This is a genomic window from Rhodopirellula sp. MGV (genome assembly GCF_002251265.1).
GTDB lineage: Bacteria > Planctomycetota > Planctomycetia > Pirellulales > Pirellulaceae > Stieleria > Stieleria baltica_A.
In genome coordinates this window covers 1-15,315 of the sequence record NZ_NPDI01000063.1, presented here as the reverse complement: position 1 = coordinate 15,315, position 15,315 = coordinate 1, and the positions used below count along the sequence as shown (strand labels likewise).

Below are 15,315 nucleotides of genomic sequence, written 5' to 3'. Positions count from 1 at the left end.
ATCGGGGACGCATGTCAAATGCTTGGCAAGTTGAATACGTCAAAGGCCCTACAGGATTGTTGCACCCGCCATGGCATGGAAAACTCCCTTCATCTCGTTGAATTGCATGTTGCTGCTGACCGGATTGTTGGTCGGTTGCGGGGCCAAAAAAGAAGCCGGCGAGACGAGCGATATCACGGCGGAATCGTCTGCAAGTCGGGAGCCCTCCGCAAACCGGAAGCCCTCTGCGCAGGCTGGAAATGAAGCGAAGGCGGCGCAGATCGAAAATGCGGCGGCGAGTCAAATCTATGAAGTCAGTGCGGACGAATTGCTGGCGGCACGATTGCCAGCGGACAAAGCGGCGCAAGGTTGGGTGCGGTTGTTCGACGGATACACGTTCGTCGGTTGGCAGCACAGTGGCGAAGCGAACTTTCGCGTCGAAGAGGGAACCATCGTCGTTGACGAAGGCAAGCAAGGCCTGATCTGTACGACGACGATTTGGGGTGATTTTGAATTGACGCTTCAATTCAACGCCGATGAGCAGACAAACAGCGGCGTGTTTGTCCGGACCCCATTGTCGCCCAGCGATCCATCGTCGGATTGCTACGAAATCAACATCGCGCCCGATGACAATCCCTTTCCTACCGGCAGCATCGTGCAGCGGCAAAAGGTCGACGCGGAAGCTGCTGGTCCGCAAACACCAGGCCAATGGCGAACGATGACGATCGTCGCAGAAGGCGCAACCGTGTCTGTGTCATTGGACGAGAAGGTCGTGTGCCAGTACGAGGACCCAGCGAGTCTCGCACCGCGACGGATCGGTCTTCAGCACAACTCCGGTCGCGTCGCATTTCGCGATGTCCAAATTCGTGCACTCGGTATGACACCGATGATCGATGCCGAACTGTCGCAGTGGAAAAAGTATCCCGAGATGGAGGGTGAATTCACCGTGAACGCGGACCGCGAGCTGCACGTCGACGGTGGCAAGACGCAGATCGAAACCCGCGAACGCTATGCAAATTTTGTCTTGGTGAGCGAGTACAAAATCGACAAGCCGAACATGAACTCGGGGCTATTCTTCCGCTGTATCCCCGGTGACGAGATGATGGGGTATGAGTGCCAAGTCAACAACGACTTTAAAGACGATTCCAGGCTATCACCGGCCGACTGCGGTACTGGCGGAATCTTTCGTCGACAGGACGCACGCGTGGTGGCGGGCGACAACGGAACTTGGTCAACCGTCACGCTCCAGGCATACGAGAACCACATTGCCGCTTGGGTCAATGGGATTCAAGTCAGCGATTGGGAAGACACTCGCAAGCCCGATGCGAACCCACGTCGCGGGCGACGTGACGACGCGGGAAGCATCATGATCCAAGGGCACGATCCGACAACGGACGTGCTGTACCGGAACATGCAAATCAAAGCGATGCAGTGACCATCGGCTGCGTTCGTTAGACCAGCGAACGCAGTGGCTTGGGCAGCGGGAACTCGACCGATTCCTCGCGAACGGTCGCCAGTTCGACGGTCGCATCAAACTGACTTTTCAGCCAGTCGATCGTTTCTTGGACAACTGATTCTGGGGCACTGGCTCCGGCCGTGATCAGCACGACATCGTCGGCGGAAAAGTCATCCTTTGAGAGATCTTGCGGCCCATCAACCAAAAACGAACGACGTTCGTTTTCATCGGCAAGTTCTTTCAAGCGTCGGCTGTTGCTACTGTTTTGGCTGCCAAGTACGACGACTTTATCGGCGTCGCCGGCGAGTGTTTTGACGGCGTCTTGTCGATTTTGGGTCGCGTAGCAGATGTCGCCTTTGGGTGGGCTCTTGATGCTGGGAAAGCGGGATCGCAGCTTTTCGATGATGCGATTGGCATCATCAACGCTAAGCGTCGTTTGGGTCAGCAGGGCCAGTTTGGATTCGTCGGCGACCGACAGCGAATCGACGTCCTCTTCGGTTTCGACCAAGATAATCGCTTCGGGGGCCTCGCCCATGGTGCCGATCACTTCGTCGTGGCCTTCGTGTCCGATCAAGAAGATTGTGTAGCCCGCCTTGGCGTACTTGATCGCTTCGAGGTGGACTTTGGTGACCAGCGGGCAGGTCGCGTCCAAAGCTGTTAAATTCCTAGCCTGGGCGGCTTTGCGGATCTCTGGCGAAACGCCGTGTGCCGAAAACATCAGCACGCTGCTTTCGGGGACTTCGTCGATGGAGTCGACGAAGACCGCACCTTTGGATTTGAACATTTCGACGACATACTGGTTGTGAACGATCTCGTGATACACATAGACCGGTGCCCCGAAATGCTTCAGTGTCAGGTCGAGCGAGTCGACCGCCATGTTGACTCCGGCACAAAATCCACGAGGGGCCGCCAGTACAATTTTCATCAGTTCAAACCTGTATTTCGTTTCTCAGAATGCACGCCGATCGCGAATTAGCGTCCAGACAGCCACTTGGGGAGCAACTCGCGGGAAAATCGCCTGCCCGCGACGCGTTGGCTGGTGCCCATTCTGCGTCAATTCTCCGCCAAAGCGAGCGGGCATGCCGCCAATTGGCTCGCCGCCACTACGAAAACTTTCTGGTCGCATCGATTCTACTTCCCCGGCGATTGCGCCAACCGTTTTACAACATTTATGCGTTTTGTCGCACTGCCGATGATGTCGCCGACGAGTCAGGACGCCCAGACCTCGCCCTCCAAGGGCTGGACCGGATTGCGGAGGGTTTGGATGCATTATTCGCCGGAAACCCGCCGGCCGACGATTTCTATCCCGCACTAGCGGATACCGTGGCAACGTTCAATTTGCGGCAGGAGCCGTTTTTCGATTTGATCTCGGCGTTTCGCCAGGACCAGACCGTGACACGCTACGCCACTTTGGAGCAATTGCTGGACTATTGCGCTCGCTCGGCAAATCCCGTCGGGCGCCTGGTGTTGCAGTTGGCGGACATCCGAGACGCTCGCCGAGTGGAACTGTCCGACCAGATCTGTACGGGGCTGCAGCTGGCAAATTTTGCCCAGGATGTCGGGCGAGATTATTCGATCGGGCGTGTTTATCTACCCTCCGATTGGTGCCAGCGGCACGGCGTCACGACGGAGATGCTATCCCAGAAAACGACGCCCGACGGACTACGTCGATTGCTGCGTGAGTTTTGTGATTTCGCCGAAAGCTGTTTTGATCGTGGGATGCCACTGGCCGATGAAGTCCCAAAGTGGCTTGCCGCCGATATTAAACTGTTCATCCACGGCGGATTGGAAACGTTGGCGGCCGTCCGGCGTTTCGATTTCGATGTGTTGCGGAAAAGGCCCAAGGTCGGGCCCATTACACAAGGCCGGCTCGTCCTGATGGCGATTCTTGGCAGGCTTTAACCAGTTCAATTGCACCGATGCAGTCCACGCGACAGATCACGACCAGCTATCGCGACGTACGCCGAATCGCGCGGCGCAGCGGAAGCAATTTCTACCGCTCGTTCTGGCTGTTGCCGCGGGGCAAGCGGAATGCCATGTGCGCACTGTATGCGTTTGCGCGGATCACCGATGACATTGGCGATTGCAACGAGCCCGCAGCGCTGCGTACCCGGTGGCTGGATTGGTGGCGGCAAACGACGGCACTGAATCTGATCACCGACAAGCCAAAAGACGAAGTCCTGCTCGCACCAGGGATTCCCAAGAGCACCGCCGATTGGCCGATCGATTTGGTCGCGCGAGCTCGGCAGATCTTTCCGGCACTCCATGACACCGTCAATCGGTTTCGAATTCCAAGTCGGTATCTGCTCGAAATCGTTGACGGCGTGTTGGCCGACCAACAAAAGACCCGTTTCGATACCTACGAACAGCTTGAGCATTATTGCTACTTGGTCGCATCGGCGGTTGGGTTGGCGTGCTTGCACATCTGGGAGTTTGACGAGCCGCTGCCTTCCGAAGCTGCAATCGATTGTGGTCTGGCGTTTCAGTTGACCAACATCTTGCGTGACATTTCCGAAGACGCTCGGCGCGGCCGAATCTATTTGCCTCGCCAGCACTTTTCGCAGCATGGGTTGGCCGAAGATGACTTGTTGCGGCCGCGGGCCGATGACCGGTTGGCATGTTTGGTCGAAGACGAAATTCGCCGCGCCAAAGTGCTTTACGCGAGCGGATGGCGGGTGTGGGAATCCTTGGGGCCAGACGGTCGTCCAATGTTTTCCATGATGTGGCGGACGTATCGAAAACTACTCGATCGGATTGCCGACGACCCGCGTGCCGTCGCGACGAAACGCATTCGCTTGTCGCGCAAGGAACGGATGGGCCTCGTTTCGCAGCACTTCTTTCCGCCACTTTTCCGACGTTTGCCTGTACCGCCCTTGGAAGTTGCCGAGGTTCGCCGGTGAAGGTGGAGCCTGTTGTGATCGTCGGTGGCGGTTTGGCCGGGTTGGCAGCTGCCGAGTCGATCTCCCGGCTTGCGCCCAACGTTCCGGTTACGTTGGTCGAAGCCAAGCGGCGGACCGGCGGTCGGGCCGGTTCGTTCGATGATCCCCAAGGTGGTCAAGTCGACTATTGTCAGCACGTCGCAATGGGATGTTGTGGGAACCTGCTGGACTTGATGGAGCGAACATCGCTACTGCAACACTGGCATCGCGATCAATCGCTCACGTTCTTGCATCCCGGCGTCGCGGCAAGTCGATTTCGTCCACACCCGTGGTTGCTGGCACCGTTTCACATGCTGCCTTTCTTGGATGCACTGAAGTTCCTGTCGCATTCAGAACGCCGTGAGATTCGCTCGGGTTTGGTGAAATTGGCGCGAACGCCAAGTCATGCTTTGTCCGGTGTCGTTGCGACCGATTGGCTGCGCAAGGTGGGGCAAACCGAAACAACGATCCAATCATTTTGGAACGTGATTCTGGTCAGTGCGCTGGGCGAACAGTGTGATCGCGTTTCGATGGCGGCGGCGCGAAAGGTGTTGATCGACGGGTTCGCGATCGCTCGCGGTGCCAGCGATGTACTGATCCCAATGTTGCCGCTGGCGGAGTTATTTGGGCAGCGACTGCCGGAGGTGCTGCGGCAACGAGGCATCAAGCTGTTGACGGAAACGAGAGTCGAAGAGATACGGCCGGATCGGACCGTGTTGTTGCGGCAAGTCGGTTGTGAAAGCGAATTCGTAACCGCGTCAGCGGTGGTCAGTGCGGTGCCTTGGTTTCGCGTGAAGTCGCTGTTCGGCGGTTGGGATGAAATGACGCGAGCGTCTTTGCCAGACCTTTCATCCTTCGATCAGTTTCCGAGTTCGCCGATCACGGGGATCCATTTGTGGTTCGATCGCCCAATCACGGAGCTTGACCACGCCGTGATGGTGGGGACGATTTCCCAGTGGCTGTTTCGTGATCCGCGTCTGCTCCGCGAGCCACAGCTCCGCGATTCACCGCAGTGCGAACAATCTCGGCCAGACCAACGCGATTCGGGTTGGTACTACCAAGTCATCATCAGTGCGTCTGCCGATGCGATTGGGATTGGAAAGGAGGCTTTAGTCAGTCAGGTGTTGGACGAACTGCGGGGATTTTTTCCTGACGCCCGCTCGGCCAATCTGCTGCGCTATCGCGTGGTGACGGACCCAGAAAGCGTCTTTTCGATTTCCCCCGAAATGGATGCGAAGCGACCGCCGTCCCGAACCGCTCTCGATTGGTTGTTCTTGGCCGGTGATTGGGTGCAAACGGGTTGGCCGGCGACGATGGAAGGGGCGGTGATCAGCGGCCGGATGGCGGCGGCAGGGGTGCTGCGGCAGTTGGGGATTCAGGCTGACGAAGCGATCCCGCGGGGGCAAAGTCCGGGCTGGTTGGCCAAGCTTTTGATTCGAAAATAGGCGGCAAAAGCTTGCATTTGCTTTTCATTATCGCAATCAGGAAAGATCAGGTGATGTCGTCACCGTTGAACGCCGATCGCAGGATTGATGGCGACGGCTGAGACGTTATCAACAAGTCGACTGCGACAGACCACCCATTCGTCGGTGGCGACTGGCTGGTGGATTGCCGCCCGTCTACGATCAATGGCACGTCTGTTTCTTGGCGCAACGAGTTACCTAGCGTGGATATTTCGCTTCCGGAAAACCTTCAACAACGACTTCGCTGGGTGCAGGCGCCCAGTGATTGTTGCGGCGGTCCCGGTCAGTTTGTTCTGTACTGGATGCACAATGCGCTGCGGGCACATGAGAACCCCGCACTCGATACGGCGATCTGTTTTGCGCGGCAAAATGGACTGCCGCTGTTGGTCTATCACGGGCTTAGCGAACAATATCCGTATGCGTCCGATCGGCACCATGCATTCATGTTGCAAGGCCATCGGGACGTGCAACGCGAATTGGATGATCGCGGCATTGTTGCCGCGTTCCATTTGCAACGGCATGGGCAGCGCGGCCCTTACCTGCGCAATCTGGCACGTAGTGCTGCGGTCCTTGTAACCGAAGAGATGCCGGTTCAGCCAATTTTGGGTTGGATGGAGCGTCTGAGTGCGACCTGCAAAACGCCAATCGCATCCGTCGATTGCTCTTGCTTGGCGCCGGTGCCGCAATTTGATCACGCGTGGACTCGGGCGTTCGAGTTTCGTGATGCCGTGAAGTCGGTTCATGATCAAGCACTGCAGCAACCCTATGTTGAACAGCCAGTCGATGTCGCGATGTGTGACTTGGAATTCTTGCAACAGGAATTTCAGCTTCACCCACTGTCGCTTCAAGATGCCGATTTGGCATCGCTAATCGGTCAATGTCGTATTGATCATTCCGTCGCGCCGGTTGCCGATACGCCTGGTGGTTCAAAGGCCGGCTACGCACGTTGGGAAGCGTTCAAGGCGTCGGGGCTTGCCGATTATGAATTAACGCGAAACGATCCGTTGAACCCCAGCGGGTCAAGCCGGATGAGTGCCTATTTGCACTACGGGATGGTCAGCCCGTTTCGGATCGCTCGTGAAGCTGCCGAATTCGGCGCGACGAAGTATTTGGACGAGCTGCTGACTTGGCGCGAACTGGCGTTTCACTTTTGTTTCCACCACACGGATCTGATTGATTCGTTGGACGCCGTTCCGGACTGGGCTTGCAAAACTCTGTACGAACATGAATCTGACAAACGCTCGAGCGATTGCAGTTGGGAAACGCTGGCGCGAGCCAAGGCGGATCACCCGCTTTGGAACGCGGCACAACGCAGCCTGATCAAGCACGGCGAGCTTCACAACAATATTCGGATGACTTGGGGAAAGGCGTTCTTAAGTTGGACCGGCAGCCCCGACCGAGCGTTGCAGTTGACGCTTGATTTGAATCATCGCTATGCACTCGATGGCCGGAACCCGTCGTCGTATGGTGGCGTACTGTGGTGCTTCGGCCAATTTGATCGACCGTTCAAACCCGAGCAGCCAATCTACGGAACCGTTCGAACGCGTGAACTGTCGACACATGCGGAGCGTTTAGACGTCAAGCACTTCGGGGCAAAAGTCGATCGGCCGATTGCCGCAACCTTGCCCAAAGTTGCCGTTGTTGGCGCCGGGATGGCTGGTCTTTCCGTCGCACGTGTTTTGCAAGATCACGGTATCGATGTGACGGTGTTCGAACAGGCGGAGCAGGTAGGCGGGCGGATCGCGACTTATCATGCGATGTCGGTGACTGATTCAAACAACGGCTCTCACGCCTCGTACCAATTCGACCATGGTGCGCAGTACTTTACCGCGTGTGGGCCGACATTCTGTCGTCACGTGAATAGTTGGATTCACGATGGGATTGTGCAGCCTTGGCTGGGTAAGGTCGTTTCGCTTTGCGGCCAGGGCACTGTACTTGACCGCCATTGCGACAAGCCACGCTACGTCGGTGTGCCGAGTATGGATGCGATCACCGAGCACCTGGCAGCGGACCTGGACGTTCGGTTGGGGCATCGGGTCGAGCAATTGGTTTCGGATGCGGAGCGATGGCGGCTGAGTGTTTCAGATGGGACGCATGCCGCGACATTCGAAAGCGAACCTTTCGATTTGGTGCTTTGCAATTGCCCGCCCCGAGCAGCGATGAAATTGGTCGACGGTCTAACGTCGCTGGCAGAAAAAGTTCGTAAAGCGGTGATGCGTCCGTGTTGGGCGCTGATGGTTGCCGATTCGACCTTGCGTGATATGGTTTACGACGCGGCGTTCGTCAAAGGCGGCCCGATCGCTTGGGTTGCGTCGGATGGTGCCAAGCCGGGACGTCCGCACTCGGGACGTTGGATTGCTCATGCGTCTGCCGATTGGTCACTGCGTCATTCGCATACGCCGAAAGACGAAGTCATGAAGACTTTGCTGGACGCGTTTGCGTCCGTGATCGATCGGCCTTTAAAAGATGTCGAATTTGCCGATGCGGTTTATTGGAGCGACAGTGAAGCGATCGAACCGCTGGACGTTGATAGCTTGTTCGATTTCACCACCGGGATCGGCGTCTGCGGTGATTGGTGCAGCGGGCGACGATTGGAATCGGCGTTTACCAGCGGTGTTGCGCTGGCCGGTTCGATCCTGAGACGCTACACCATCGATCGCCCCGCAGCACGTGCGGGGCGAGCTTCACAGCCAAGGCTGTTTGTCTGAGCGATTGCGTTACTTGGCGAGCTGGCTATTTCAGCTTCGCAATCACAGCAGCAATCTTTTCGGGGTCTTGCGCCGCGTTGACCTGCGAATCCTTGTAGGCAACGTTGCCTTCGCGATCGATGACGAATGTCCAGCGTTTCGCAGTAGCTTTGCGAACCAATTCCTTCTCTACATTTTCGATCATCTTGACGACCGATTTGTCGCCGACGGTGACCGGCACGCCAAACGCTTTCGCAACTTTGCCTTCGGTGTCAGCCAGAAGGGCAAAGTTCAAGTCATGGACCTCTTTGAAAATTTTGTGGTTTTCAACCGTGTCGCCACTAACGCCGACGACTTCCACGCCGGCGTCGGTAAAGTCTTTCATCTTGTCGCGATAACCGCAGGCCTGTTTGGTGCAGCCGCCCGTCATGTCCGCCGGGTAAAAGTACACCACCAAGATTTTTTTACCGACGTGGTCTTCCGATTTCCAGATTTCACCGGAGTCGTCTTTCGCCTGGAACTTAGGTGCCGCATCGCCGACGTCGATTGCAGAAGCGGTGACAGAACAACTGAGGGAAAGGACCAATGCGGCCAGCAATGTTTTCATGGTGGGAACGATGGAGAGGGAGGTAACAGGGGGAGCAAGGTTGATAGGCGACAGCCGAACACGGCGTGCTATTAGGTGTTCAATTTGACGTTTGGATCGTCAGCGACGTTGACCCAGACGTGAACGTGTGGCTTGCCACGGTAGTGCCACACAAACGACGGGCCTTCGAGACGCCAGTTGTCCCAGACGCCGTCGTTGCCAATGTCGGAGTCTTGGTAGAACACCAGTGAGCACGCATCAAGACCGCCTTGGGTTTTCAAGCATTGCATCGCTTCTTGTTGATCGTTTTCGCGATACATCTCGACCAACAGTCCCAGCGTTTTTTGCAGGTGTTCCTTTTGGTCCGAAGACATCTCCGTGACTGGCAGTCCGGGGATGGTTTGTTGACCTCGGAACGCGACAGCTTGTTCGCGAGGCGTTCGACTGAGTAAAGCTTCTTTTCGTTGCTTTCCATCGAGCATTTTGTAGAGGCCGTTGGCGGCGACCGCCTGATGCCAGAACACATTGTCGGTGTGATTTGCCGATTCGTTGTCCGTTGGTGCATGGCCATAGAAAATCGGTCCGCCGAACGCGACATGGTCGGCGGAGTTGCCGTCACAGCGAAGCGTCATGTGCCGACCGGTTAGCACCAACTCGAATTTGCCTTCGCCGGGTTTCCCAAAGATCGCGATCGACTGTTCGATACCAAAGCCACCGGCATCATCGTTGAGTTGTTGGTAGTAGCGTTCATGCCAATCTGGATGGACGATCGATTCAAAAATCTGGGTGATCAGGTCACGTTGGTCATCACTGTAAAAATCATCCATGATTTCGTGTGAGGTGATGTTCCAGTTGTTCGCGACGAACGTACGCAGCAATCCACGTTTGGGATCTTGATGGTTCCAGTCAAAGCAAATGTCATTGCGCTGCTTGTCTGAAAGTGTTGTGTACAGCTTGCCGACGAGCGATTCGGCAGTGGTGCCAGTCGTGGCCGATTCGGCATGAAGCGATGACGCCAAGCCGCCGATCGCCGAGGTCGCCGCCGCGGCTGCGGAAGCAGTTTTCAAAAACGAGCGACGATCCAAATGCTGCTGCGAGTTCATTGCATTGCCTTGGGGAGGGGAGGTTGACGCTATGATGGAATCGATTCTACCGGATTCTGCCCAGGGAAAACGAAATGATCGATCAACTTTGCGACAGATTCATTCCCTCCCAATCCCCGCAATCTGGCGGATCGGGAAAGCGGAGGTTGGTTTGGAAAACGGCCTGCCGCATGGTGTTGCTGTTTGCGCTGCAAAGTGTTCTTCAAACTGTTCTGTACGGCTGTCTTGCTGTGGCGAAGGAGCCTGACGCCAGTGATGCTGTTACACGTCGCGATGAAAGCGGCGATGAAAGCACCGGTTTGCGCGTGTCGACGTTTGATTTGGATGTGACACCACCTGTCGGATCAATGATGGCGTATGACGTGGTCAGCCGGCAGGGTGAGTTGGGGCTGCGCTGTCGCGGGATCGTGATCAGCGGAATGGACAAGCCCGTTGTGTTGTGCGCGATCGACTGGATCGGTATTTCGAATGCGGCACATGACCAGTTCCGGCAAGCATTGGCTGAAGCCGCCGAAACGGATCCTTCTCATGTTGCCGTTCATGCACTTCATCAACATGACGCACCGCGTTGTGACTTTACGGCGGAGCGGTTGCTGCACCACGCCGGGGCGACGAATTTGGGGCCATTCGAAAGTTCATTTCAACGCCAGGTGATCAAGAAGCTTGCCAGCCAAGTCGCCGCACAATTGGATCGCTCCAGGCCTATCACACACGTTGGGTTTGGAACAGCCAATGTAGACCGAGTCGCAAGCAACCGAAGATTGCAAGGGCCGGACGGTTTGGTTTACGCAACACGCTACACTACCTGTACTGACCCGAAGTTGCGTGCCGCACCGGAAGGCATCATCGATCCGGAACTCAGTTGTCTGGTGTTCTATGAACGCGACCAGCCAATCGTTTCGCTGACTTACTATGCCTGTCACCCACAAAGCTATTATCGAACCGGTGTTCCCAGCCCCGACTTTCCAGGGATCGCCAGGATCTTTCGGTCTCAGGATCGCCCCGAAGCGTTCCATGTTCATTTCAATGGTGCGGGCGGAAACATCGGCGCCGGAAAGTACAACGATGGTGACAAGTCGAACCGGTTAACGTTGGCCAATCGCGTTGCGGACGCGATGGAAAAAGCGTTCGATTCGGCCGAGCGTGTTCCAGTCAGTGCTTCCTCCTGCGGTTGGAATACGATCAAGGTATCGCTGCCGCCAGCGGCGCACTTGCATGAAGACGAGTTGCGAGAACTGTTGACGCGTCCGACTCCGGAGGTGATCGAAACGGCGCCAGCAGATTTGGCGTGGCTGCTTCGTTGCAAGGCAGGGCACCAAGTCGAACTGGGGTGTTTGACGATCGGCGATGTAAGAGTGTTGCACCTGCCGGGCGAATTGTTTGTCGAATACCAGTTGGCTGCCAAGGCAATGCGTAAGGATTTGTCGGTCGCCATGGCCGCGTATGGTGATTACGGTCCCGGATACATCGGTACGCAAGTCGCTTACGGGCAGGGCGGCTATGAAACGAGCGCTCGGGCGTCACGTGTGGCTCCGGAAGTCGAGTCAGTCTTGATGGATGCGATCAAATTGCTACTCGGGCCGTCGCACGATCGGGCAAGCGACGCCGCAAAAGGAGACTCGCGATGAGCATTGTGCGAGCGCTGGCTGCGTGCGGCGGATTATTTGGCGTGATGTTTTGGAATGTTCATCCAGCCTTGGCTGACGACTTCGCGAATCTGTTGCCACGAATCAAGCCGACCGAGGTGTCGGAGGTGATGGATACGTTTCAGGTTGCCGACGGATACGAAATTCAACTGATCGCAAGCGAGCCTTTGATAAACAGTCCTGTCGCCGCGGAATGGTCGGCATCGGGTGAGTTGTACGTCTGCGAGATGCGAGGCTACAGCGAAGACCGCGAGGCGGGGCTCTCTCGGATCTCGCGTTTGACCGATGTTGACCAGGACGGCGTGTATGACGAAGCGATCGTGTTCGCCGACGGGTTGCTTTGGCCAACCGCGATTTTTCCGTATCGTGACGGCTTGTTTGTCGCGGATGCACCGAATATTTGGTGCCTGTCTGATACCAATGATGACGGTGTGGCTGACCAAAAGCGCATCGTGTTGACTGGGTTTTCGACAGACAATGTGCAGGGCTTGTTGAACTCCTTTCGCTGGGGATTGGATCATCGGATTCACGTCGCGGTCGGTACGGCTGGCGGCAAAGTACGGCGCCCTGATCAGCCCGAATCCGCTGCCGTTTCGGTTCGTGGATTTGATCTGGCGTTTGATCCCGAGACGTTTCAGTTTGAACGGACCAGCGGCGGTGCCCAGCACGGGATGTGTTTCGACGATTGGGGACGCAAGTTTGTTTGCTCCAATAGCGATCATCTGCAACAGGTGATGTATGAGGATCGGTATGTCAGTGGGACAACGTCTTACGCCATGCCAGCAGCGCGAGTCTCAATCGCCGACGACGGACCTCAAGCGGAAGTCTTTCGCATCAGTCCGGTCGAACCTTGGCGTGTCTTGCGGACGAAATTGCGTGTTGCAGGTCTGGTGGGTGGGCCTGTCGAAGGTGGCGGGCGAGCGGCCGGATACTTCACTGGTGCAACCGGTGTGACGATCTATCGCGGTGACGCTTGGACGCGAGATGAACGCGGCGACCCAGACGAGATGATCGCGATCATCGGTGATGTGGGAAGCAATTTGGTTCATAGTAAACGGCTGCATCGAATCCAGTCATCAGTCGCGAATGTCACCGGTACGGCCTCGCCGTCTGGCTTGCCGTTCGTTGGAAGTCGAATCGATCAGCAACGCGAGTTTGTCGCATCGACTGACAATTGGTTTCGGCCTGCCCAGTTCGCTTGTGGCCCTGACGGGGCGTTGACGGTGATCGACGTTTACCGTGAAGTCATCGAGCATCCCAAGAGTTTGCCGCCCGATATTAAACGGCATCTCGATTTAACCGCGGGGCGAGATCGTGGCCGCTTGTACCGGGTGGTACCGGAAGGCTTCCGGCATCGTCTGACGCCGAATTTGCAAGATGCTGACGGCGAGACGCTGGTAAGATTGCTGTCGCATCCCAATGCATGGCATCGTGAAACCGCCTCGCGTCTGATCTTCGAGCGACAGGATCAATCGCTCGTGCCATCGCTGCGAAAAATGCTTGGTGACAACGATCCGGGGCGACTGAAAAGCCTTGGGCGTCTGCACGCGATGGTAGCGCTCGATGGGCTCTCGGCATTGGCGGCGGATGACGTACGCGCGCGACTTGCAGATTCGCATCCGCAAGTCGTTCGACATGCCGTTCGGTTGGCGGAATCGTTTGCAGATAATACGGAAGTGGTGAAGTCGCTCGCGCCGCTTGTTAAACATGCGTCGATTGATGTCCGTTATCAACTTGCTTTTTCGCTGGCCGTTTTCGACATCGCTGAGCGGCCCGAGTGGTTGGGGAAGATCTTAATGCGGAACCCGAGTGACCGGTGGATGCAGGCGGCGATCATGTCGACGGTTGCCGTCTGTGACGACAAGACGGCGGAGCGACTGCTGCTGCGATTGCTCGATGGCCTTGACGATTCCGAGTTGATTTCAGATTTGATGCCGGTGTTCGATTCGCTTTTGGCGGCGTCAACGCCCGATCCCACTCGCGAGTCATCGCAGACGATCGTTGAGGCGTTGGTGGATGCGGCGGACGATACCGCTTGGCTGCCTTTGATCGAGCAGGTCAGAAACGCAGGTTGGGTGTCTGCTATGGATTCGGTTCTTGCGGTCAAATTTGATGAGAAGAGGCAGCGACTGTTGCTCGCCGCATCACGGCGACTTGGCGATCGCGAGTTACCTGATGATGATCGACTGGCCGCATTGCAGCAGCTCTCGCGGACGCCGACACGCGAATTGGAACTGGAGTTATTGGGGATCATCGAAGGCGACGAATCGCTAGCGTTAACCGCCGCGGTGTTGCGGGCCATTGGAGACGACGCATCGTTGGCAGTGATTGAAACGATTCTTGCGCGGATGAAACGATGGAGTCCACGATTGCGTGCAGTGGCGTGTGAAGTGTTGTTTTCGAATTCAGCGCAGACGCTGGTTGTGTTTGATGCGATTGACGAAGGGCGTTGTGACGTCGAAGAGTTTCCGATCGCACAGTGGCGGATTCTGGCCGAACGTCGCGATAAGTCAATTTCTAGGAGGGCACAGGAAGTCGTCAAGCAGTTTCAATCCAAGCCGCGTCAGTCGGTGATCGATCAATATCAGTCCGAATTGGATGATGAGGGCGACGTGGAGCGGGGCAGGGCGGTGTTTCGTGAACAGTGTGCCGGGTGTCATCAGGTGGGGCAGCTCGGGCACGCGGTGGGGCCCAGTTTGTCGTCGGCGGCAACACGGGGCGGCGAATCGATCTTGGTGAATGTTTTGGATCCCAACCGCGAAGTGAATCCGCAGTATCGGAATTACATCGTGTTATTGTCGGACGGGCGAACGGTTGCGGGAATGATCGCGGCGGAGAATTCGGCGAGCATCACATTGCGAGCTGCCGAAGCGGTTGAGCAAACGGTACCACGAAACGAGATCGAGTGGATACGTGACACAGGCGTGTCGATCATGCCAGAGGGGTTGGAGAAGGTGATCACCCCAGAACAGATGGCAGACCTGATCGCATTTTTAACCGCCGCATCGCGATAGGTAGCGTTTGTGTGATTTTGTTACGCTGGTTGAAGTTTCAATCAGCCGCATTGGCGCTAGCCAGCGGTTGTTTGTTTTCGAGCTGGATGGATCACTTAACCGCACGCGATCGCGTTTCGGCTGATGGGGTTTGTTACGCTGGTTTGAGTTCCAATCAGCCGCATTGGCGCTAGCCAGCGGTTGTTTGTTTTCGAGCTGGATGGATCACTTAACCGCACGCTATCGCGTTTCGGCTGATGGGTTTTGCTACGCTGGTTTGAGTTTCAATCAGCCGCATTGGCGCTAGCCAGCGGTTAGGTGTTTTCGAGCTGGATGGACCACTTAACCGCACGCTATCGCGTTTCGGCTGATGCGGATGATGCGTTGATTCTTGGCGGATGCCACTTTGTGTTTTTCATTTCAACCCACTTGAGAGTGATGGCGATACGTTGGGGACTGATCGGTTGTGGTGACATTGCCGAAA

At 56.5% G+C, this 15,315-nt stretch carries 10 protein-coding genes; 7 read left to right on the top strand and 3 right to left on the bottom strand.

All coding sequences use genetic code 11. The features are described from left to right. The first annotated feature begins 70 nt into the window (after positions 1-70). On the top strand, positions 71-1,414 hold the full coding sequence (locus CGZ80_RS21735; protein ID WP_094417790.1) for a DUF1080 domain-containing protein: 1,344 nt from the start codon (positions 71-73) through the stop codon (positions 1,412-1,414). Positions 1,415-1,430: 16 nt separating this feature from the next. On the opposite strand, the gene ispH is transcribed toward CGZ80_RS21735, so the two are convergent. Then, complete coding sequence (gene ispH / locus CGZ80_RS21730; protein WP_094417789.1) at positions 1,431-2,360, bottom strand: 4-hydroxy-3-methylbut-2-enyl diphosphate reductase; 930 nt, start codon at positions 2,358-2,360, stop codon at positions 1,431-1,433. A gap of 29 nt (positions 2,361-2,389) precedes the next feature. On the opposite strand from ispH, the gene hpnC reads away from it, so the two are divergent. The 4 genes from hpnC (at position 2,390) to CGZ80_RS21710 (ending at position 8,524) form a co-directional block, all read left to right on the top strand. Further along, positions 2,390-3,337 (top strand): squalene synthase HpnC, encoded by a 948-nt coding sequence (gene hpnC / locus CGZ80_RS21725; RefSeq protein ID WP_233148580.1) that lies wholly within the window; start codon positions 2,390-2,392, stop codon positions 3,335-3,337. 17 nt (positions 3,338-3,354) lie between these two features. Further along, positions 3,355-4,335, top strand: a complete 981-nt coding sequence (locus CGZ80_RS21720) for a phytoene/squalene synthase family protein (protein ID WP_094417788.1) — start codon at positions 3,355-3,357, stop codon at positions 4,333-4,335. Next, on the top strand, positions 4,332-5,798 hold the full coding sequence (gene hpnE, locus CGZ80_RS21715) for a hydroxysqualene dehydroxylase HpnE (RefSeq protein ID WP_233148579.1): 1,467 nt from the start codon (positions 4,332-4,334) through the stop codon (positions 5,796-5,798). Before CGZ80_RS21720 ends, hpnE begins: the two co-directional genes overlap by 4 nt. A gap of 221 nt (positions 5,799-6,019) precedes the next feature. After that, positions 6,020-8,524, top strand: coding sequence for an FAD-dependent oxidoreductase (locus CGZ80_RS21710; RefSeq protein WP_094417786.1), 2,505 nt, complete (start codon positions 6,020-6,022; stop codon positions 8,522-8,524). Positions 8,525-8,549: 25 nt separating this feature from the next. Here CGZ80_RS21710 and CGZ80_RS21705 read toward each other — a convergent pair whose 3' ends face one another. Together CGZ80_RS21705 and CGZ80_RS21700 are read right to left on the bottom strand one after the other, a co-directional pair. Continuing rightward, on the bottom strand, positions 8,550-9,110 hold the full coding sequence (locus CGZ80_RS21705; RefSeq protein WP_094417785.1) for a peroxiredoxin: 561 nt from the start codon (positions 9,108-9,110) through the stop codon (positions 8,550-8,552). A 71-nt stretch (positions 9,111-9,181) separates the two neighbouring features. After that, positions 9,182-10,192, bottom strand: coding sequence for a DUF3500 domain-containing protein (locus CGZ80_RS21700; protein ID WP_094417784.1), 1,011 nt, complete (start codon positions 10,190-10,192; stop codon positions 9,182-9,184). Positions 10,193-10,266: 74 nt separating this feature from the next. Between CGZ80_RS21700 and CGZ80_RS21695 the strand changes: the two genes are divergently transcribed. After that, positions 10,267-11,820, top strand: coding sequence for a hypothetical protein (locus tag CGZ80_RS21695; RefSeq protein WP_198953761.1), 1,554 nt, complete (start codon positions 10,267-10,269; stop codon positions 11,818-11,820). Further along, the gene (locus CGZ80_RS21690; RefSeq protein ID WP_233148578.1) at positions 11,817-14,852 is read left to right on the top strand and encodes a PVC-type heme-binding CxxCH protein; all 3,036 of its coding nucleotides are present in this window, start codon (positions 11,817-11,819) and stop codon (positions 14,850-14,852) included. The genes CGZ80_RS21695 and CGZ80_RS21690 overlap by 4 nt, the downstream gene beginning before the upstream one ends. The last annotated feature ends 463 nt before the right edge of the window (positions 14,853-15,315 follow it).

Bases quoted from the DNA above. Each gene is read 5' to 3' on its own strand.
- CGZ80_RS21705 (WP_094417785.1), bottom strand. From the start codon at position 9,110: ATGAAAACATTGCTGGCCGCATTGGTCCTTTCCCTCAGTTGTTCTGTC.
- CGZ80_RS21690 (WP_233148578.1), top strand. From the start codon at position 11,817: ATGAGCATTGTGCGAGCGCTGGCTGCGTGCGGCGGATTATTTGGCGTG.
- hpnC (WP_233148580.1), top strand. From the start codon at position 2,390: ATGCACGCCGATCGCGAATTAGCGTCCAGACAGCCACTTGGGGAGCAA.
- CGZ80_RS21695 (WP_198953761.1), top strand. From the start codon at position 10,267: ATGATCGATCAACTTTGCGACAGATTCATTCCCTCCCAATCCCCGCAA.
- CGZ80_RS21700 (WP_094417784.1), bottom strand. From the start codon at position 10,192: ATGAACTCGCAGCAGCATTTGGATCGTCGCTCGTTTTTGAAAACTGCT.
- CGZ80_RS21720 (WP_094417788.1), top strand. From the start codon at position 3,355: ATGCAGTCCACGCGACAGATCACGACCAGCTATCGCGACGTACGCCGA.
- CGZ80_RS21735 (WP_094417790.1), top strand. From the start codon at position 71: ATGGCATGGAAAACTCCCTTCATCTCGTTGAATTGCATGTTGCTGCTG.
- ispH (WP_094417789.1), bottom strand. From the start codon at position 2,360: ATGAAAATTGTACTGGCGGCCCCTCGTGGATTTTGTGCCGGAGTCAAC.